Consider the following 18,513-nt stretch of genomic DNA (forward strand, 5'->3'; position numbering starts at 1 on the left):
CAGGCGGCCTCACCAGCGGAACGGCAGCTTCCGACCCGAACGTTCGCTCGATGACGACGTGTCGGTGTCCTGCTCGCCCGTGCCGGTCGTCGTGGCAGACGTGGTCTGCGAACCGGTCGACTGCGAGATCTTGCCCCACTCAGGCGCTAGCAGCGGTGCGGGCCGACCCTCAGCCCCGTCACGGCGGGGAAGCTGCCCCGGTCCGGCCGGGGCGGCCGGGGTCTGCGTCGGCCGGGTCAGTGACGCCGTCGGCCGGACCGGAGGCGTCGGCTGCGCCGGCTCGCCCGGCGAGGCCTGGGAGGCCGGTGCCGCTTCCACGTCCTGCCTTGACGGTGCGTCCTGCTCGTGGCCAGCTGCACCCTGAGGCGCGGTCGCCCCGACGAACGACGTGCCCGTGACGATCGCGGCCGCGCGTTCCTTGGCAGCCCGCCGTGGCTCGTCGATCTGTTGCCCAGGAGACTCCCCCGGTGACCCGGTGTCCGGACGTTCCGCCGCGAGCGCCGGCGCCTCGGCCGACGCGGTCACCTGGCCTCCCGTGGTCGGGTCGCCGCGCCGCGTGCCGTCGCCGTCGGGGTCGCCGTACGTCGAGGCGTAGAGCATGCGCCGGTCGCTCTTGACGCCGGCGAGCGCGATCCCGACGAGCGGGACGTTGTTGATCCGTAGCCGGTCGGAGGCCTCGGCGAGCACCGCGCGATCCGTCTTGCCAGCCGAGGCGATGAGGACCACTCCCGAGGCGTACCGACCGAGGATCGTCGCGTCGGCCGCAGCGAGCACGGGAGGCGCGTCGATCACGACCACCTCTGCGTTGTCGCTCAGGTCCGCGATGAGCTTTCCCGCGCGGGTCGTCGCGAGGAAGTCTGCCGGGTCCATCTCCTCCTCGGGGACGGGGAACACACCCAGGTTGGGAATCGTCGTCGGCCGCAGGGTGTGCGGGTCACCGGACCAGCCGTCCGGCGGGGGCAGCACCCGGTCCAGCTCTGGTCGGCGCAGGTCACCCGACACCGCGATCGTCCGCCGACCGCTCAGCGCGAACGAGGCCGCGAGGTTCGCCGCGATGAAGGTACGGGGAGCGTGCGGGTCCGCCGCGGTGACGACGACGACGACCTTGCCGGCCTCGGCGAGCGAGACCTGCACGGCGGTCCGCAGCTCACGGATGGACTCGGTGAAGGGCGTCGCGACCTTCCGCGAGACCGGGAGCGTGTGCGAGTGACTGTACTCCCGGTCGGACGTCCGGACGCCGTACAGCTCGGCCAGCACGGGGCTCTGCGCCAGGCGCGCAGCGTCCGCCGCCCCGCGCACCCGCACGTCGAGCCCACGTCGCGCGAACGCCAGCCCGACGCCCGCGACGATTCCGGCGAGCACGGCCAGCGCCAGGACGGTGCTCCGACCGGGACCTTGTGCTTCTGCCCCGGTCGCAGGGGTCTGCACCTCCGCCGGGACACCGATCGCGCGCAACGTGTTCGCCTGCACCGTCAGGGTCGTGTAGTCGGTGACGATCGTCTCCTTCTCGGCCAGGGCGAGGGGATCCTCGGGGTTGGCGACGAGCCGTGCAGTCACGCCTGCGAGCTGTTCGGCCAGTGCCTGTCGTCGAGCGTCGAGCGTCGCCACCTGGTCGTCGCGGAGGATCACGAGCTGAGCCACGTACGCCTCGGCGAACGCGTTCGCCACGTCCTCGGACTCCTGGGGGTCGAGGGTCTTGGCGTTGATGGCGATGAGCTTCTGACTCTCGCCCGGGTAGTCCGCGGAGACCATCGCGGCGAGGGACGCCGGGGTGCCCGTGTACCCGAGAGACGTGGCCGCGGCCTCGACCACGGGGTCGGACGTCACGTCGTCGAGGTCCGTCGCGACCGTGACCTCCACGACCTGCTCGCCGCCCTGTGCCGACTGGACGCCGATGAGCTGCACCGTCGCGGTCGCCTTGTAGACCGTCTCCTGCTGGCTCAGGTAGTAGAGCGCGCCGGCGACGACCACGAGCACGGCGGCCAGCACGTACCACTTGCCGGCCCACACGGTACGGATGAACTCCCGGACGGTCATGGGTTCCTCTCCCCTGGCGTGCTGGGCTCCGTGTGCACGAACCCTCGTTGCGCGTCTACCACCTCGCGGAGCCGAGCGACGAAGCGCGGGAGCGCGAAGGTCTCGACGTGCGACGTCAGAGCGTCATCATCCCACGGGACGCCGAGGGCTTCCTGGACAGCCTGCGCCACGAGCGCGGGCTCGGGCGCGTCGAAGAACGTCCCGGTCACCCCGTCGACCACGGTGTCGAGGTATCCGCCGTCCCGCAGCACGACCGAGGGCCGCCCGAACGCCCCCGCCTCGAGCGGCGAGAGCCCGTAGTCCTCGTACGAGGCCGCGACGAGCATCGAGCAGTGCCGGTAGAGCCACCGCAGCTCGGGGTCGTCGACGCGGCCCAGGAGCGTCGTCGCGCCGCCCGAGCCCCCCGTGCCCGACGGCGTGCCCCAGCGCCCGGTGGTCGCTCGCCCCGGCGCGGCGAGGCCTTCGAGGCGCGCCCGGTCCGGCCCGTCGCCGACGATCACGAGCTGCTTGCCCGCCAGCCGGGCGGCCTCGATCAGGACGTCGACGTTCTTGTACGGCAGGAGCCGGGCCACGCACAGCAGGAAGCCCGGCTCGAGCCCCGGCACCTCGCGCTCGAGGCCCGCCGGCATCATCGCGGGCGGCGGGGGCAGGATCTCCGCCTCGATGCCGTACGCGTCGCGGATCGCGCGCTGCGTGACGGTCGAGTTGGCGAGGTAGACGTCGGCGCGACCAGCGGCCCGCCGGTCCCAGGCCCGCAGGGCGGGGGTGAGCGCGGACAGCGCGGTCGAGGCGACCCCGCCGCGCAGGCGGTCGACCGTGCTCGCACCGTCACGGCCGCCCAGGTAGCGGTCCCGCTGGTAGAGCCACCGGGCCGGGGCGTGGCAGTAGACCACGGTGCGCCCGGCCCCCCGGTAGCCGTGGGCCCAGCCCGTCGAGCTCGCGAGCAGGACGTCGGCCTCGACGCGCTGCGCCGAGACGGCGGGCGCGAGGAACGGCAGCGCGAGCCGGTGGTGACGGCGCAACGGGCCGACACGGTCGAGAGCCGAGGTGCGCAGGTCGAGGTCCGCGAACTCCGGGAAGGTCCCGTCGGGGTCGTACAGCGTCGTGTACATCGGTGAGCCCGGGAACGCCTCGGCGAGCCAGAGCGCCACCCGTTCGGCGCCGCCGCGCTGCGTCGCGTAGTCGTGCGCCAGTGCCACACCCTCGGTCATCGTGCCTCCGTCGTGGGGCAGGACGTCGGAGACCCGCCCAGGAATGGATATCGATCCAGCCTAGGTGTCAGGTCCGGGCGAAACGGGGCGACAAGGACACCTCACCCGGGTGAAACGCCGCGACTCCGCGCGCGAGAGCCGACGGAGAGCCGCTCACGCCTTGGTGTGGAACTTCCCCTGGGCCGCGAGGAGCCCCTCGGTCAGGACCATCTCGACCGCGTCGGCGGCGTCGTCGAGCAGGAACGGCAGCTCCTTGGCCTCGGCGCCCGAGAAGTTCTTGAGGACGAAGTCGGCCGTGTCCATGCGACCCGGGGGGCGTCCGACGCCCGCCCGCACGCGCAGGTAGTCACGGGTCCCGAGCGCCTTGGTGATGTCCCGCAGGCCGTTGTGGCCGCCCTCGCCACCGCCCGACTTGAGCTTGACGTCACCGAACGGGATGTCGACCTCGTCGTGCACGACGACCACGTGGTCGGGGTCGATCCCGAAGTACTGGGCGAGGCCCGCGACGGGGCCACCCGAGGTGTTCATGTACGTCGAGGGCTTGGCCAGGATGACGCGCGGTCCCGGCGCTCCGCCGGGCAGCACGCCGAGGCGGGCCTCGGCGACGGCCGCGCGGGCCTTGTGCGCGCTGAAGGTCGAGCCGGAGCGGCCGGCCAGGACGTCGAGCACCATGTGCCCGACGTTGTGGCGGTTGCCCGCGTAGGTGGGGCCGGGGTTCCCCAGCCCGACGACGAGCCACGGCTGGTCGGTCATGTCACCTGTGTCCTTGGTCGAGGTCGGGGGAACGTCCGAGGCGTCCGGTGCAGTGCTGCACCGGACGCCTCGGGTCGTCAGGGTCCTGCCGCTCGAGGACCGGGTCCAGAGCGGTGGATCGGACCGTCAGGTCGATCAGACGAGCGGAGCGGCCTCTGCCTCGGCGGCGACCTCGGCGGCCGTGGCCTCGACGCGCGGCTCGGTGATGAGCACGACGTCGGCGGTCGGCTCCGTCACGAGGACGCTGCCCTCGGGCAGTGCGATGTCGCCCGCGAAGACGACGGTGCCGGCGGTGAGGCCGGTGATGTCGACCGAGATGACCTCGGGCAGGTTGGTCGCCAGGGCCTGGATCGAGAGCGTGAGCTGCTCGACGATGTGGATGGTGCCAGGAGCGGCCTCACCGATGACGTGGACGGGAACGTCGACGTCGACCTTCTCGCCCTTCTTCACGATGAGGAGGTCGATGTGCTCGACGACGTCCTTGACCGGGTCGCGCTGGACGTCCTTGGCCAGGGCCAGGACCTCGGTGCCGTCGAAGGCGATCGTGAAGAGCGCGTTCGAGTGCTTGAGGGCGAGCGTGGTCTGGTGCGCGGGGAGCGCGACGTGGACCGGGTCCGTGCCGTGCCCGTACAGGACGGCGGGGATCTGGTTGTTGCGGCGGGTACGGCGGGCGGCACCCTTGCCGAACTCGGTGCGGGCCTCTGCGACAAGCTTGATATCGGACACGTGAGCTCCTGAAGAACGTTTGCGGGCCGACTACCAGTGGGAAGCAGTCGGCTGTCCGGCCGGCTGGTTGGTCACCGGAGGACGGGCGGCTGCGTCGGCGCGGGACACATGACGGGCGCACGAGGACGACCGCCCAGTCGATTACGGGGATCCTTCAGATCCTGCTGACCTTCCGGTGACTCACCGGCCGTCAGACGTCCCTCGCCGAGGCAACCGAACTACTGTACCTGGGCGCACGACGTCAAGGGAAACCCGCTCGTGTCGCGACACGAGCGGGATCGCCGGTCAGGCCGTCGCCCCCGCGATGACCACGGTCGTCGTGATCGCCGCGGTCGTGGCCGCGGTGATCTCCTCGACGTACTTCCGGGTCGCCCCGGCCGCCCAGCTCCCCTCCGCGAGCACCGTGGCCCGCTGGTCCACGGCCCGACGCTCGGAGGCGGTGAGCGGTGCACCGGCCGCCATGACGCGCCCCGCCTGGCGGGTCGCGGCGAGGATCGCGACGAGCGCCCCGGTCCGCTCGTCGGGCACTCCCCCGTCGAGCAGGACGCGTGCGAGCGTGCCCCGCAGCTCGCCCTCGTGACGCGAGTCCGCCGCGGGCCAGCGCGTCGTCGGGAAGATGCCGAGGATCCGCCCGTCCTCGCGGCGCAGCAGGCCGCGCGCGACCAGGTCGTCGAGCGCGGCGTCGGCCGGCTTGGTCCGCGAGAGCGCCTCGACGAGGCTCTTGGGCTTGGACCCCTCCCTCGACTTCACCACGGTGAGCGCATCGTCGAGCATGAGGCGCCCGGTGGGCGCCTGGTCACGGACCACGACGCGCCCCGAGCGCCAGCCCGCGGCGTCACCCGCGAGGTCGACCCGGCCCAGGAGCGCGAGCTCGACGAGGAGCGCCCCGCCGGCGATCTGCTGGAGGTACGAGCTGTCACCGACGGGCTTGCCCGTGACGTCGTCCAGCACGAGCAGGAGGTAGTCCTCGATGATGAGCATGCTGACAACGTAGCGGCCCCGTGGCCCTCTACCCCCTGAGAAATGTCACGAGCCGCTCAGTCCGCCCACGCCCAGCGCACGGTCACGCTCGCGTCGACCTGCTCGCGCCCGGGGTCCACGGCCAGCGCGTCGTGGACGACCGCGGCCTTGGCCGACATCATGCGGGGCGCCGGTGCGGACCCGCCGCCCTGCTCGCTGACCTCCACGACCGCGCCCAGCCGCCGACCCGCGAGGGCTGCGTACTGCTCGGCCTTGGTCCGGGCGTCGGCGAACGCCTCCTCGCGGGCTGCGACCGCGAGGGGTCCGGGGGCGCTCACCGCGAAGCGCATCGAGTCGAGCCGGGCGACGGGCCCGGCTGCGCCCAGCGCGGCCCGCACGAGCTCTCCCGACGCCGCGACGTCGCGCACCGTGACCCGGAGCGTGAGGCGGGCCGTGACGCTGAGGCTCGTGGCGCCGTCGGGCTGCTGGGACTGCTGCGTCCACGTGGACGTCTGCGCGGTGCGCAGGTCCTCGTCCGCGACCCCGCCCGCGAGCAGCGCCTCGCGCGCGGCGCGGACCCCCTCGTTGGCGGAGTCGAGCGCGACCTGGACGTCGTCGCCGCTCGCCTCGGCGCCGAGCTCGACCACGACGACGTCGGGTACCGCGGTGGCCGCGCCCTGCCCCGTGGTGGTCACGCCGGCGGACAGGTCCTGGGTCTGCGTCTGGGTCACAGCAGGCATCCTGCCAGCCCGACGACGGAGCCGCCCGTCCGCCTCGTCGCACCCGCCGCTCGGCTCAGGGCGGGAACGACGGCGGCCCGGTCCCTCGAACGAGTCGAGGGACCGGGCCGCCGGACGGAGCCGGGCTCAGCTGTTGCCGTCGAACAGCGACGTGACCGAGCCGTCGTCGAAGACCTCGCGGATCGCGCGGGCGAGGAGCGGTGCGATCGAGAGCACCGTGAGCTGCGGGAAGTGCTTGTCCGCGGCGATCGGCAGCGTGTCGGTCACGACGACCTCGCTCGCACCGCACTCGGACAGGCGCTGGGCCGCCGGGTCGGACAGCACGCCGTGCGTCGCCGCGACGATGACCGACTTGGCACCGGCCGCGAGGCACACCTTGACGGCCTCCGCGATGGTGCCGCCCGTGTCGATCAGGTCGTCGACCAGGACGCAGTCGCGGCCCTCGACGTCACCCACGACGCGGTTGGCCACGGACTGGTTGGGACGCGTGATGTCGCGCGTCTTGTGGACGAACGCGAGGGGGCCCCCACCGAGCTTCGCGGCCCACTGCTCGGCCACGCGGATACGGCCCGCGTCGGGCGAGACGACCGTGACGTTCGTCGTGTCGACGCGCGTGCGGACGTAGTCCGTGAGGATCGGCATGGCCCACAGGTGGTCCACCGGGCCGTCGAAGAAGCCCTGGGTCTGCGCGGCGTGCAGGTCGACGCTCATGAGGCGGTCGGCACCGGCGGTCCGGAAGAGGTCCGCCATGAGGCGGGCCGAGATGGGCTCGCGCCCACGGTGCTTCTTGTCCTGGCGCCCGTAGCCGTAGAAGGGCTGGACGACCGTGATGGTCTTGGCCGAGGCGCGCTTGGCCGCGTCGACCATGAGCAGCTGCTCCATGATCCACTGGTTGATCGGCGCGGTGTGGCTCTGCAGAAGGAAGATGTCCGCGCCGCGGACGCTCTCCCCGAAGCGCACGTAGATCTCGCCGTTGGCGAAGTCGTACGCGGTCGTGGGGAGCAGGTCGATGCCCAGCTCCCGCGCGACGTCCTTGGCGAGCTCGGGGTGCGCGCGCCCGGAGGCGAGGACGAGGGACTTGTCCCCGGTGCCGGCGATCGTGCTGCTCATCGTGGGGAAGACCCTTCGTTCGTGCTGCTGGTCGTGGTGCTGGATCCGTCGGGGACGGTGGGGACGCCCGGGCTGGCAGGCACGGGGGTCGGGCGGGGGGCCGGAGGCGTCGCGGAGGCCTCGGCGAGCTGCGCCTGGGCCTGGGCACCCAGCGGCGGGGGCGTCTCGTCGTCGGTCTCGTGCGCACGGGCCGCGGCCTCTGCCGCGGCCGTGCCGGGACGACGGCGGGCGACCCAGCCGTCGACGTTGCGCTGCGGTGCGCCGCTCACGCCGAGCGCGCCGGCCGGCACGTCGCGGCGGATCACTGAGCCGGCGGCCGTGTAGGCCCCGTCGCCCACCGTGACCGGGGCGACGAACATGTTGTCCGCGCCGGTCCGGGCGTGCGAGCCGATGACCGTGCGGTGCTTGGAGACGCCGTCGTAGTTGACCGTGATGCTCGCGGCGCCGATGTTGGTGTGCTCGCCGATCGTCGCGTCGCCCACGTAGGACAGGTGCGGCACCTTGGAACCGGTCCCGATCGTCGAGTTCTTGGTCTCGACGAACGTGCCGATCTTGCCCTTCTCGCCCAGGACCGTGCCGGGGCGCAGGTAGGCGAAGGGTCCGACGCTCGCGCCGTCGCCGATGACCGAGAGGCTGCCGTGCGTGCGGACCACGGTGGCCCCCGCGCCGATCTCCATGTCGGTGAGCGTCGTGTCGGGGCCGATCGTCGAGCCCGCGCCGATCGTGGTCGCGCCGTGGAGCTGGGTACCCGGCAGCAGCGTCACGTCGTGGCCCAGGTCCACGTCGACGTCGACCCAGGTCGTGGCCGGGTCGATCACGGTCACGCCCCCGAGCATCCAGCGCGTGAGGATGCGGCGGTTGAGCTCGGCGCGCAGCGTCGCGAGCTGGGCGCGGTCGTTGGCGCCCTCGACGAGCAGCGGGTCGGCCACGCGCAGCGCGCCGACACGTCCGCCACCCTCGCGGGCGATCTGCAGGACGTCGGTCAGGTAGACCTCGCCCTGCGAGTTGTCCTGCGTGACCTGGCGCAGCGCACCGCGCAGGATCCCGGCGTCGAACACGTACACCGACGAGTTGATCTCGCGGATGGCGCGCTGCTCGGGGGTCGCGTCCTTGTGCTCGACGATGCTCAGGACACCGCCCTGCTCGTCGCGCACGATCCGGCCGTAGCCCGTGGCGTCGTCGACCTCGGTCGTCAGGACCGTGACCGCGTTGCCGCCCGAGTGGTGCACGGCCAGCAGCTCGGAGAGCGTCGCGGCGTCCAGGAGCGGGATGTCGCCCGCGAGGACCACGACCGACCCCTCGAGCCCCTCGACCGGGCCGCGGCCCTCGTGCCCGATCGGCACACCGTGGACGGCTGCCTCGGCCTGCGCACGCACGTCGAGCGCCTCGACCGCGCACTGGACGGCCCGCCCGGTCCCGGGTACCTCGTCCTGGTCGACCACGAGGGCCGTCGGGACGACCTCGAGCGCGGCGGCGGCCACGAGGTCACGCTCGTGGCGGACCACGACGGCGATCCGCTGCGGCGACAGGTCGCGCGCTGCGACCATCGCGTGGCCGAGCATGCTGCGCCCGGCGAGCGGGTGGAGCACCTTGGGGGTTGCGGACTTCATCCGCGTCCCCGCACCAGCGGCGAGGACGATGACTGCGGCTGGCACTGGCGGTGCGTCGGGCACAGCGTCGGTCACTGGGGCTCCCATCGGGTTGGTTGCACGAGCTCCGCCCCCAGGACTCGAACCTGGACTAAAGGCACCAAAAACCCTTGTGCTGCCGATTACACCAAGGCGGAACGGACCGGACACACGCGCACACCCGCGGGGCGACCCCCGACCGCGCGCGCCATCGCTCGTCCGGAGAACAGTCTGCCAGGTCCCGCGCCGTGCTCCACGCCCGAACGGGTCCTGGACGTGGGGAGAACGTGTGAGGAGCACATCACTCGCGCGTGCTGCGCCCCGTCCCAGCACAGCGCGCGCCCCGACCCCGCGAGCACCGGCACGGCATGATGGACCCGTGGCTGCAGACTCCAGACGACCTCCCAGATCCCGCATGACGGCGAGCCAGCGCCGCGAACAGCTGCTGCAGGTGAGCCGTGTCCTGTTCGCCGAGAAGGGCTTCGAGGGCACGAGCGTCGAGGAGATCGCCGCGCGCGCCGAGGTGTCCAAGCCCGTGGTCTACGAGCACTTCGGGGGCAAGGAGGGCATCTACGCGGTCATCGTCGACCGCGAGATCCAGGGCCTGACCTCGGCGCTCACGGGCGCGCTCTCGTCGGGTGGGCACCCCAAGGTCCTGCTCGAGCGCACGGCCCTGGCCCTGCTGACGTACATCGAGACGTCGGAGGACGGGTTCCGCATCCTCGTGCGCGACTCGCCCGTCGCCCAGGCGACGGGGACGTTCTCGAGCCTCATCGGCGACGTCGCGACGCAGGTCGAGCACCTGCTCGCGGACCAGTTCAAGCGGCGCGGCCTGGACCCCCGGGTCTCCCCCATCTACGCGCAGATGCTCGTGGGCATGGTCGCCCTGACGGGCCAGTACTGGCTCGACGTCCGCAGCCCCAAGAAGACCGACGTCGCGGCGCACCTCGTGAACCTCGCGTGGAACGGCCTGTCCGGCATGGAGAAGAACCCCGCGCTCACGAGCAAGCCGCGCCCCGAGGCCTGAGCGCCGGCGCACGCCCCGGACCTCGCGCCCCGGCCGGGGCACCGCCACGAACTCATGACATTCCGCCCGTGACGGCTCGCGCCGTCCGTGGTTTCGTAGGTCCATGGCGACTCTCGAGATCGACAGGTTGAACAAGACGTACGGGACGGTGCGTGCGCTGCGCGACATGTCCTTCACGGTGGGGGCCGGGGAGATCTTCGGTTTCGTCGGGTCGAACGGGGCGGGCAAGACGACGACCATGCGCATCGCGCTCGGGGTGCTCGCGCCCGACTCGGGCGAGGTCCGGTGGGACGGCCGACCGCTCGACCTGGCCATGCGCCGTCGGATCGGCTACATGCCCGAGGAACGCGGGCTCTACCCCAAGATGAAGGTCGGCGACCAGCTCGTCTACCTGGCCCGGCTGCACGGGCTGGGCACCGTCGCGGCCCGCACCGCGATGGAGCACTGGACGCAGGTGCTCGGGATCGACGCCCGGCGCGGTGACGAGGTCCAGAAGCTCTCGCTCGGCAACCAGCAGCGCGTCCAGCTCGCGGCCGCCCTCGTCCACGACCCCGACATCCTGGTGCTCGACGAGCCCTTCTCCGGTCTGGACCCCGTCGCGGTCGACGTCATGAGCGGCGTCCTGCGCGACCGCGCCGCCGCGGGCGTGCCCGTCGTCTTCTCGTCGCACCAGCTCGACCTGGTCGAGCGGCTGTGCGACCGCGTGGGGATCGTCAAGGCGGGCGAGATGGTCGAGGTCGGCGGGATCGAGGAGCTCCGCGCGACGCAGCGCCCGCAGTGGGTCGTCGACGCCCCGGCCGCGCCGCCCGGCTGGGCGTCCGAGCTCCCGGGCGTCCGTGTCCTGCGGTACGACGGCGCCAGGACCTTCCTCGAGGTCGACTCGCCGCAGGACGGGGCCGAGCAGGCGGTGCTGCGCGCGGCCCTGGCCACGGGGCCCGTGCGCGAGTTCACGCCGCAGCGCCCGTCGCTGACCGAGCTGTTCCGCCACGTCGTGAGCAGCGACGAGGCCCCCGCGCCCGACAGCACGACCGGCTCTACCTCGACCCCCTCGACCCGACAGGAGGCCTCGGCATGAGCGCCGTGCGACAGCCGACGACGACCCGCCACTCGCCCGTGAGCACCTGGGGCGCGGTCTCGCTCGTGGCCGGCCGGGAGATCTCGACGCGCATCCGGTCCAAGGCGTTCGTCTGGACCACGGTCGCCCTCCTGGTGGGCGTCGTGCTCGGCGGGTTCCTGCTGAGCGTCGTGGGCGGCCAGGAGCCCGCGGCCCAGAAGGTCGGCGTCACGTCGGGCGCCGAGGCCCTGGGCCCCCAGCTCGAGGCAGCGGGAGGCGCGGTCGGCACCGAGATCCAGGTCAGCGAGGTCTCGGAGACCGACGGCCGGGAGCAGGTCGCCGACGGCAGCCTCGACGCGCTCGTGACCGGCACGCCCGGTTCCTTCACGGTCGTGGTCAAGGAGGAGCTGGGCACGACCCTGGCCCCCGTCTTCACGGGGCTGGCCCAGCAGGCCGCGCTGTCCGGTGCCATCACCGACCTGGGCGGCGACCCGTCCGCGGTCGCGCAGGAGATCGCGTCCGCGGCCCCCACGGTCGAGTCGCTCGAACCTGCCGAGGAGCGCGACCCCGCCCAGATCGTCACGGGCATGGTCGGCGGCATCCTCATCTTCATCGCGCTCATGACGTGCGGCCAGCTCGTGGCGCAGGGCGTCGTGGAGGAGAAGACCAGCCGCGTGGTCGAGCTGCTGCTCGCGACGATCCGTCCGTGGCAGCTCATGGCGGGCAAGGTCCTGGGCATCGGAGCGATCGGGCTCCTCCAGCTCGTCGTGGTCGTCGGGGGCGGCGTCGGGACGGCGTTCGCGCTCGGGCTCGTCGACGCGAGCAGCGTGAACCTGGGCGCGACCGCGGCCTGGGTGCTCGTGTGGTTCGTGATCGGGTTCGTCATGTACTCGCTCGCGCTGGCGGCGCTCGCGGCGCTGGTCTCGCGCCAGGAGGACGTGGGCTCGGTCATCACCCCGGTCCTGATGCTCATGATGATCCCGTACATCATCGGGATCTCGATCGGCCCGTGGGACCCCGAGAACCCGCTGGTCGTGTGGCTCTCGTACATCCCGTTCTGCTCGCCGCTGCTCATGCCCATCCGCATCGCGCTGGGCACTGTCGAGACGTGGGAGATCCTGCTCGCGGTCGGCCTGTCGCTGGCCCTCGTGCCGGTCCTGGTGTGGCTCGCGGGCAAGATCTACTCGAACGCGGTGCTCCGTACCGGGGGCCGGATCAAGCTCAAGGACGCCCTGCGCGCGAGCTGACGGGTCCCCGTCCGGGACGGGAGCTCCCGTCAAGACTCTTGATGTCGAGGAATGTCGAGTAGCCTCACGTCATGCAGCACCCGCACCCGGACGAGGTCGACCGCATCGTCGACGCCTGGCAGCGCGAGCGTCCGGACCTGGACGTCGAGCCGCTCACCGTGTTCTCCCGCGTCAGCCGGCTTGCCCGGCACCTGGACCTCGCGCGCCGCAGCGCGTTCGCGCGCGGACACCTGGAGACCTGGGAGTTCGACGTGCTGTCCGCGCTGCGCCGGGCGGGCGAGCCGTACCGTCTGTCCCCCGGCGCGCTCATCACGCAGACGCTCGTCACGAGCGGCACCATGACCAACCGGATCGACCGCCTCGAGGCCCGCGGCCTGGTGCAGCGTCACCGCTCCCCCGACGACCGGCGCGGCGTGCTCGTCGAGCTCACGCCCGAGGGCCTCGAGCGTGTCGACGCCGCCATGTCCGACCTGCTGGCGGTCGAGCGCGAGGTCCTCGCGGCGCTCGAGCCCGCGGACCGGCTCGGCCTGGCGAACCTGCTGCGCACGGTCGTGGGCCAGTTCGAGGCGTGACCGCCTCCCGCTGAGCGCGGAGCCCGTGCGAGGGACGCCGGGCGCGCCTCGCACGGGCTCCGCGCTCGGCGGTGCGCGAGGTCAGTCGAGCAGCTCGGCCGCTTCCATCCACTCGGTCTCGAGCGTCTCCTTCTCGTCCGCGAGCTCCCGGAGCTGCTTGTCGAGGTCGAGGATCGCCGCGTGGTCGGTCGCCTGGGCCGCCATCTTGTCGTGCAGGCGTGCCTCCAGCTCGGCGATCTTGGACAGGCGTCGCTCGATGCGACCGATCTCCTTCTTCGCGGCGCGCACGTCCGCACCCGAGGGGGCGGGCTGGGCGTCCGTCGCGTCACCGGTGCTCCCCGTGCCCGACGACGACGCACCGGCCTCGGAGACCGTCGCGCCCGCGCGGGTCCCGCCCACCCGAGACGATCCCGCTGCCGCGGCGATCGAGGCCTTGCGCAGCGCGAGGTACTCCTCGACGCCGCCCGGCAGGTCGCGGATGGTCCCGTCGCCCAGCAGCGCGACCTCGCGGTCGCAGACCCGCTCGAGCAGGTAGCGGTCGTGCGAGACCACGACGAGCGTCCCGGGCCAGCCGTCGAGAAGATCCTCGATGGCAGCCAGGGTGTCGGTGTCGAGGTCGTTGGTGGGCTCGTCGAGCAGCAGCACGTTGGGCTCGCCGACGAGCAGCCGCAGGAGCTGCAGGCGCCGACGCTCACCACCCGACAGGTCGCGGACCAGGGTCTGCGAGCGCTCGCGCGTGAACCCGAGCCGCTCGACGAGCTGCGCGGCCGTGAGCTCCTTGCCGTCGACCGCGACCGTGCGCTTCTCCTGCTCGATGACCTCCACGACCCGCAGGCCGCCGATCGCGTCGAGCTCGTCGATGTCCTGCGTGAGCTCGGCGACGTGGATCGTCTTGCCGCGCTTGACCGTGCCCTCGTTCGGCGCGAGGCGTCCGGCCAGCAGGCGCAGGAGCGTCGTCTTGCCCGCACCGTTGACCCCGACCACGCCGTAGCGGTCGCCGGGGCCCAGGCGCCAGGTCACGTCGTCGAACAGGACCTTCTCCGCAGCATCGGGATCCCCGTCGCGAGCCGGCATGCGGACCGTGACGTCCTCGAGGTCCAGCACGTCCTTGCCCAGGCGGCGCGTGGCCATGCGCGTGAGCTCGAGCGTGTCGCGCGGGTTCGGCTCGTCGGCGATGAGCGCGGCGGCCGCGTCGAGCCGGAACTTGGGCTTGGACGTGCGCGCGGGGGCGCCGCGGCGCAGCCAGGCCAGCTCCTTGCGGAGCAGGTTGTTGCGCTTCTCGGCCGTCACCGCGACGGTGCGGGCCCGCTCGGCACGAGCCAGGACGTAGGCCGCGTACCCGCCCTCGTACCCCTCGACCGCGCCCGAGCCGTCGCCCGTGACCTCCCACATGCGCGTGCACACCGCGTCGAGGAACCAGCGGTCGTGCGTCACGACCACGAGCGCCCCCCGGGCACCGGGGCGCGCGTACCGCGCCTGCAGGTGCTCGGCGAGCCACGCGACGCCCTCGACGTCGAGGTGGTTGGTGGGCTCGTCGAGGAACAGCACGTCGTGGTCGGCGACCAGCAGGGCCGCGAGGGCCACGCGGCGACGCTGCCCGCCCGAGAGCGTGTTCGCCGGGGCGTCGAGGTCCAGGTCGCCGAGCAGGCCCGCGTGGACCGCGCGGATGCCCGCGTCCCCCGCCCAGGTGTGCTCGGCCGACTCGCCGTGGACGAGGTCGCGGATGCTCGTGCCCGCGGGCGACTCGTCGCGCTGGTCGAGCATGCCGATCCGCAGCCCGCCCACCCGGGTGACGCGTCCGGCGTCGGGCACGGCGGTCCCCGCGAGGAGACGCAGCAGCGTCGACTTCCCGGCCCCGTTGGGGCCGACGACGCCCACGCGGTCGCCGTCGTCGAGGCCCAGGCTCACGCCGTCGAGCAGGGTGCGGGTGCCGACGACGAGACGGATGTCGTCGGCGCCGAGGAGGTGTGCCATGAGTTCCTTCGAGAGGGTGGAAGTGCCTTAGCGAGGATACGCGCCGGGCATCGGGGGCCGGGACGTCGGGGAGGCGCCGACGCGTACCGACCACCGCGCCCCGGGACGGGCCCCCGGCCGACGACTGCCTCCGGTCGCACCGAGCGGCCGGCTGCGCCGAGCGCGGACGGTCAGGAGGCCAGGACGCGCGCGCCCGACGTCGGGCCCGTGGCGCAGTGCACCGAGTCGGCGACGCCTGCGGCCGTCCAGGAGGCCGCGATCGCGAGCGCGTGCTGCCTGCTGCGGGCGAGCGCCGCGACCGTGGGGCCAGAACCCGAGACGATCACGCCGAGCGCGCCCACCTCGTGAGCGACCTCGAGCGTCCGGCCGAGCTCGGGGGCCATGGCGAGCGCCGCCGGCTCCAGGTCGTTGTGCAGCGCGCGGCCCAGGCCCACGGGGTCGCCCGCGCGCAGGGCCTGCATGAGCTCGGTGTCGTCCGACAGCTCGACGTCGGGGGTCCCACCCACGACCTCGTCGAACGTCTGGAACACCTTGGCGGTCGACAGGCCCTCGTCCCGGACCGCGAACGCCCAGTGGAACTCGCCCCGGGCCATCGCGGGGGTCAGCAGGTGCCCCCTCCCGCTCCCGACGGCCGTGTGCCCCACGAGCCCGAACGGCACGTCCGAGCCGAGCCCGGCCGCGAGGTCCGACAGCTCGGCCCGCGACAGCCCCGTCTCCCAGAGCAGGTCGCACGCCACGAGCGCCGCTGCGGCGTCGGCCGAACCGCCCGCCATGCCGCCCGCGACGGGGACGCCCTTGTGGATGTGCAGCCGGACGTCCGCGTCCACGCCCGTGTACCGGGCCAGGGACTCGGCGGCCCGCCAGGCCAGGTTGGACTCGTCGACCGGGACCCGCTCGGCCTGCGCCCCCGAGACCGTCAGGGACAGTCCCGCACCGGGGGTCTCGAGCGTCGCCGTGACCTCCTCGACGAGAGAGACCGCCTGGAAGATCGTCACGAGCGGGTGGTAGCCGTCCTCCTGACGTGCCCCGACGCGCAGCGACAGGTTGACCTTCCCGGGCGCCCGGACCCGGACGGACACCGGAGGCGCGGCGGACAGGTGGGGGCTCACGCGTCCACTGTGCCAGGTCGTTCCGGGTGCTCGCCTGCGGAAGCGGCGGCCTCGGCCTGCACGAGCGGGAGCTGCTCCGCGATGCGCGCGAACTCCTCGACCGTGAGCCGCTCGCCGCGCGCCGTGGGGTCGACGCCCGCGCGCTCGAGAGCCTCGACCGCCGCGGCCGACGAGCCCGCGATCCCCGCGAGGGCCGAGCGGAGCATCTTGCGACGCTGCGCGAAGGCCGCGTCGACGACCGCGAAGACCTCCTCGCGCGTCGCCGTCGTGGTCGGAGGCTCACGGCGGTCGAGCGCCACGAGCGCGGAGTCGACGTTCGGTACGGGCCAGAACACGCTGCGCCCCACGGTCCCGGCACGGTGGGCCGAGGCGTACCAGGCGGCCTTGACCGACGGCACGCCGTACGTGCGGCTCCCCGGCGGGGCGGCGAGCCGGTCCGCGACCTCGGCCTGGACCATGACCAGGACGCGCTCGAGCGAGTCGAAGCGCTCGAGGAAGGTCAGCAGGACAGGGACGGCCACGTTGTAGGGCAGGTTCGCGACGAGCGCCGTGGGCGCCTCGCCCGGGAGCTCCGTGACCTCGAGCGCGTCCGCGGCCACGACCGTCAGGCGGTCGGCGGCGTCGGGCTGGTGCACGGCCACGGTCGCAGCGAGCTGCTGCGCCAGGGGCGGGTCGATCTCGACCGCGACGACGCTCGCCCCCACCTCGAGCAGGCCCAGCGTGAGGGAGCCCAGGCCCGGTCCGACCTCGACCACCCGGTCCCCCGCGCCGATGCCGGCGGTCCGGACGATCTTGCGGACGGTCCCGCCGTCGTGCACGAAGTTCTGCCCGAGGGTCTTGGTGGGCCGCACGCCCAGACGCCCCGCCAGGTCGCGGATCTGTGCCGGACCGAGCAGGGCGTTGGGGGTGTCGTTCATGCGGGGAAGCCTACCGGTTGGACCGGTGCCGGCCGCCGCGAGCGGTGCTCGCGGCCCGGTACCTGACGTCCGTCTGCGCAGGCTCAGCGCCCGACGGTCGCCAGGGCAGGCTCAGTACCAGTTCCTCGCCTGCGAGTGGCCCCACGCCGCGCACGGCGTGCCGTAGCTGCCTGCGATGTAGTTGAGGCCCCAGGTGATCTGGGTCGCGGGGTTGGTCCGCCAGTCGGCCCCGGCGCTCGCCATCTTGGAGGCGGGCAGGGACTGCGGGATCCCGAAGGCGCCCGACGACGGGTTCGTGGCCGAGGAGTTCCAGTTGCTCTCCTTGGTCCAGAGCTTGTCGAGGCACGCGAACTGGTCGCTGCCCCAGCCACGGGCTGCGACGAGCTGTCGCCCGATCTCGCGCGCGGAACCGGCCGCTGCCGGGCCGCTCGGGCGTTCCTTGGTGCCCTGCACCACGATCTTGGCGACCGGCTCGGACGTGACGCCGTCCGAGACGACCTCGCGGGACTCCTCGACGCCGTCGACCGTGGTCACGCGCTCGACGAGCGTGTGCACGCCCTCGACGCCCTCCTGGGCGACCGTCGGGGCTTCGTCCTTGTAGACGTTGCCGTCCTCCTGGACCGTGGTCTCGAACGCGATCGGGGTCGCGGTCGGCAGGTCCGTGACGACCACGCGGTGGACGACGAGGGACACCGCAGGATCCGCCGTGGCGTCGCGGGCGACCGAGACGCGGTCGTGCTCGCCCAGGACGATGCCCTGCTGCTCGAGGATCGCGTCCACACCGATCGACCCGTCAGGGGCCGTCCTGGTCACACCGTCGGCCACGACGGCGACGGGCCCGTCCGCGTCGAGGCGGACGCCGAGCTCGGCGCGGCCGTCAGCCGCGGAACGCGACGCGACCAGGCGCACGTCGCCGCCGCGCGCCGCGAGCGTCTCGAGCGCCTCGTCGGCGTCGAGCGCCGTGAGCCACACGTCGCTCTGCTGCCCGTCGGTCTGGACGGTCACCTGACGCCCGTAGCGCACGACGACGTCGGCACCGTTCTTGAGGGGCGCGTCGGCGGCCGGCGCGATCAGGTCGCGGTCGGTCACGCGCACGCCCTCCTCGGCGAGGAGACCCTCGACCGAGCCTGCGTACGTGCTGACCGTGGCGACCTGGCCGTCGACGTCGAGCTCGACGGTCTTCTTGGCGCTGCCGTAGGCGACCGCTCCGGTCGCGACGAGCGCGACGGCCGTCGCGCTCGCGACGAGGGGCCAGCGGCGGCGCCTGGTGGCTGTGGGGGCGGAGGCCTGTGCCTCGACGCCCTGGGAGGAGATGGCGTCGGTGGACGTCACGTCGAAGGTGGCTGCGGGGCGCGCGCGGTGCGCGCCGGCGATGCTGCGAAAAGGGTTCTTCACGAGGGTCCAGTCGTCGTGCTGTCCGGGCACGGGAGGTCGAGGCGCGCGCTGCG

The 18,513-nt window shown here is 73.1% G+C and carries 16 protein-coding genes and 1 tRNA gene; 4 read left to right on the forward strand and 13 right to left on the reverse strand.

The features are described 5' to 3' along the window. Positions 1-9 precede the first annotated feature (9 nt). The 9 genes from ACIPWA_RS06500 to ACIPWA_RS06540 form a co-directional block, all read right to left on the reverse strand. Positions 10-2,037, reverse strand: a complete 2,028-nt coding sequence (locus tag ACIPWA_RS06500; protein ID WP_400288926.1) for a tyrosine-protein kinase family protein — start codon at positions 2,035-2,037, stop codon at positions 10-12. After that, positions 2,034-3,248 (reverse strand): glycosyltransferase, encoded by a 1,215-nt coding sequence (locus ACIPWA_RS06505; protein ID WP_400288929.1) that lies wholly within the window; start codon positions 3,246-3,248, stop codon positions 2,034-2,036. Before ACIPWA_RS06505 ends, ACIPWA_RS06500 begins: the two co-directional genes overlap by 4 nt. Positions 3,249-3,401: 153 nt before the next feature. After that, entirely contained in the window at positions 3,402-4,001 is a 600-nt protein-coding gene (gene pth, locus ACIPWA_RS06510) for an aminoacyl-tRNA hydrolase (RefSeq protein ID WP_056645627.1), read from the reverse strand. A gap of 135 nt (positions 4,002-4,136) precedes the next feature. Next, on the reverse strand, positions 4,137-4,727 hold the full coding sequence (locus ACIPWA_RS06515) for a 50S ribosomal protein L25/general stress protein Ctc (protein WP_056645624.1): 591 nt from the start codon (positions 4,725-4,727) through the stop codon (positions 4,137-4,139). A 285-nt stretch (positions 4,728-5,012) separates the two neighbouring features. Continuing rightward, positions 5,013-5,708: a GOLPH3/VPS74 family protein gene (locus ACIPWA_RS06520; protein ID WP_400288934.1), complete on the reverse strand. Its 696-nt coding sequence runs from the start codon at positions 5,706-5,708 to the stop codon at positions 5,013-5,015. A 56-nt stretch (positions 5,709-5,764) separates the two neighbouring features. After that, complete coding sequence (locus tag ACIPWA_RS06525) at positions 5,765-6,418, reverse strand: SIMPL domain-containing protein (protein WP_235534031.1); 654 nt, start codon at positions 6,416-6,418, stop codon at positions 5,765-5,767. A gap of 135 nt (positions 6,419-6,553) precedes the next feature. Beyond that, positions 6,554-7,537 carry a ribose-phosphate diphosphokinase gene (locus ACIPWA_RS06530; protein ID WP_056645611.1) on the reverse strand — a complete coding sequence of 328 codons (984 nt, stop codon included), beginning with the start codon at positions 7,535-7,537 and terminating at the stop codon, positions 6,554-6,556. Continuing rightward, complete coding sequence (gene glmU, locus ACIPWA_RS06535) at positions 7,534-9,147, reverse strand: bifunctional UDP-N-acetylglucosamine diphosphorylase/glucosamine-1-phosphate N-acetyltransferase GlmU (protein WP_235534033.1); 1,614 nt, start codon at positions 9,145-9,147, stop codon at positions 7,534-7,536. Before glmU ends, ACIPWA_RS06530 begins: the two co-directional genes overlap by 4 nt. 104 nt (positions 9,148-9,251) lie before the next feature. Continuing rightward, a tRNA-Gln gene (locus ACIPWA_RS06540) sits at positions 9,252-9,323 on the reverse strand. 257 nt (positions 9,324-9,580) lie between these two features. On the opposite strand from ACIPWA_RS06540, the gene ACIPWA_RS06545 reads away from it, so the two are divergent. The 4 genes from ACIPWA_RS06545 (at position 9,581) to ACIPWA_RS06560 (ending at position 13,065) form a co-directional block, all read left to right on the forward strand. After that, positions 9,581-10,192 (forward strand): TetR/AcrR family transcriptional regulator, encoded by a 612-nt coding sequence (locus ACIPWA_RS06545; protein ID WP_056645605.1) that lies wholly within the window; start codon positions 9,581-9,583, stop codon positions 10,190-10,192. A 103-nt stretch (positions 10,193-10,295) separates the two neighbouring features. Then, positions 10,296-11,267 (forward strand): ABC transporter ATP-binding protein, encoded by a 972-nt coding sequence (locus ACIPWA_RS06550; protein WP_400288946.1) that lies wholly within the window; start codon positions 10,296-10,298, stop codon positions 11,265-11,267. Then, complete coding sequence (locus ACIPWA_RS06555) at positions 11,264-12,493, forward strand: ABC transporter permease (protein WP_400288949.1); 1,230 nt, start codon at positions 11,264-11,266, stop codon at positions 12,491-12,493. The genes ACIPWA_RS06550 and ACIPWA_RS06555 overlap by 4 nt, the downstream gene beginning before the upstream one ends. A 71-nt stretch (positions 12,494-12,564) precedes the next feature. Next, positions 12,565-13,065: a MarR family winged helix-turn-helix transcriptional regulator gene (locus ACIPWA_RS06560; RefSeq protein WP_056645596.1), complete on the forward strand. Its 501-nt coding sequence runs from the start codon at positions 12,565-12,567 to the stop codon at positions 13,063-13,065. Positions 13,066-13,146: 81 nt separating this feature from the next. On the opposite strand, the gene ACIPWA_RS06565 is transcribed toward ACIPWA_RS06560, so the two are convergent. From ACIPWA_RS06565 to ACIPWA_RS06580, 4 genes are all read right to left on the reverse strand, one after another. Continuing rightward, positions 13,147-15,039 (reverse strand): ABC-F family ATP-binding cassette domain-containing protein, encoded by a 1,893-nt coding sequence (locus tag ACIPWA_RS06565; RefSeq protein WP_400288952.1) that lies wholly within the window; start codon positions 15,037-15,039, stop codon positions 13,147-13,149. Between the two features lie 170 nt (positions 15,040-15,209). Then, complete coding sequence (locus ACIPWA_RS06570; RefSeq protein ID WP_400288955.1) at positions 15,210-16,148, reverse strand: 4-(cytidine 5'-diphospho)-2-C-methyl-D-erythritol kinase; 939 nt, start codon at positions 16,146-16,148, stop codon at positions 15,210-15,212. Then, positions 16,145-17,065: a 16S rRNA (adenine(1518)-N(6)/adenine(1519)-N(6))-dimethyltransferase RsmA gene (rsmA, locus tag ACIPWA_RS06575; RefSeq protein WP_068624277.1), complete on the reverse strand. Its 921-nt coding sequence runs from the start codon at positions 17,063-17,065 to the stop codon at positions 16,145-16,147. Before rsmA ends, ACIPWA_RS06570 begins: the two co-directional genes overlap by 4 nt. A 111-nt stretch (positions 17,066-17,176) precedes the next feature. After that, on the reverse strand, positions 17,177-18,490 hold the full coding sequence (locus tag ACIPWA_RS06580) for an aggregation-promoting factor C-terminal-like domain-containing protein (protein ID WP_400288958.1): 1,314 nt from the start codon (positions 18,488-18,490) through the stop codon (positions 17,177-17,179). Positions 18,491-18,513 lie beyond the last annotated feature (23 nt).

Origin of the sequence: Oerskovia enterophila (genome assembly GCF_044748475.1) — a bacterium.
In the GTDB taxonomy this organism is placed as follows: Bacteria; Actinomycetota; Actinomycetes; order Actinomycetales; family Cellulomonadaceae; genus Oerskovia; species Oerskovia enterophila.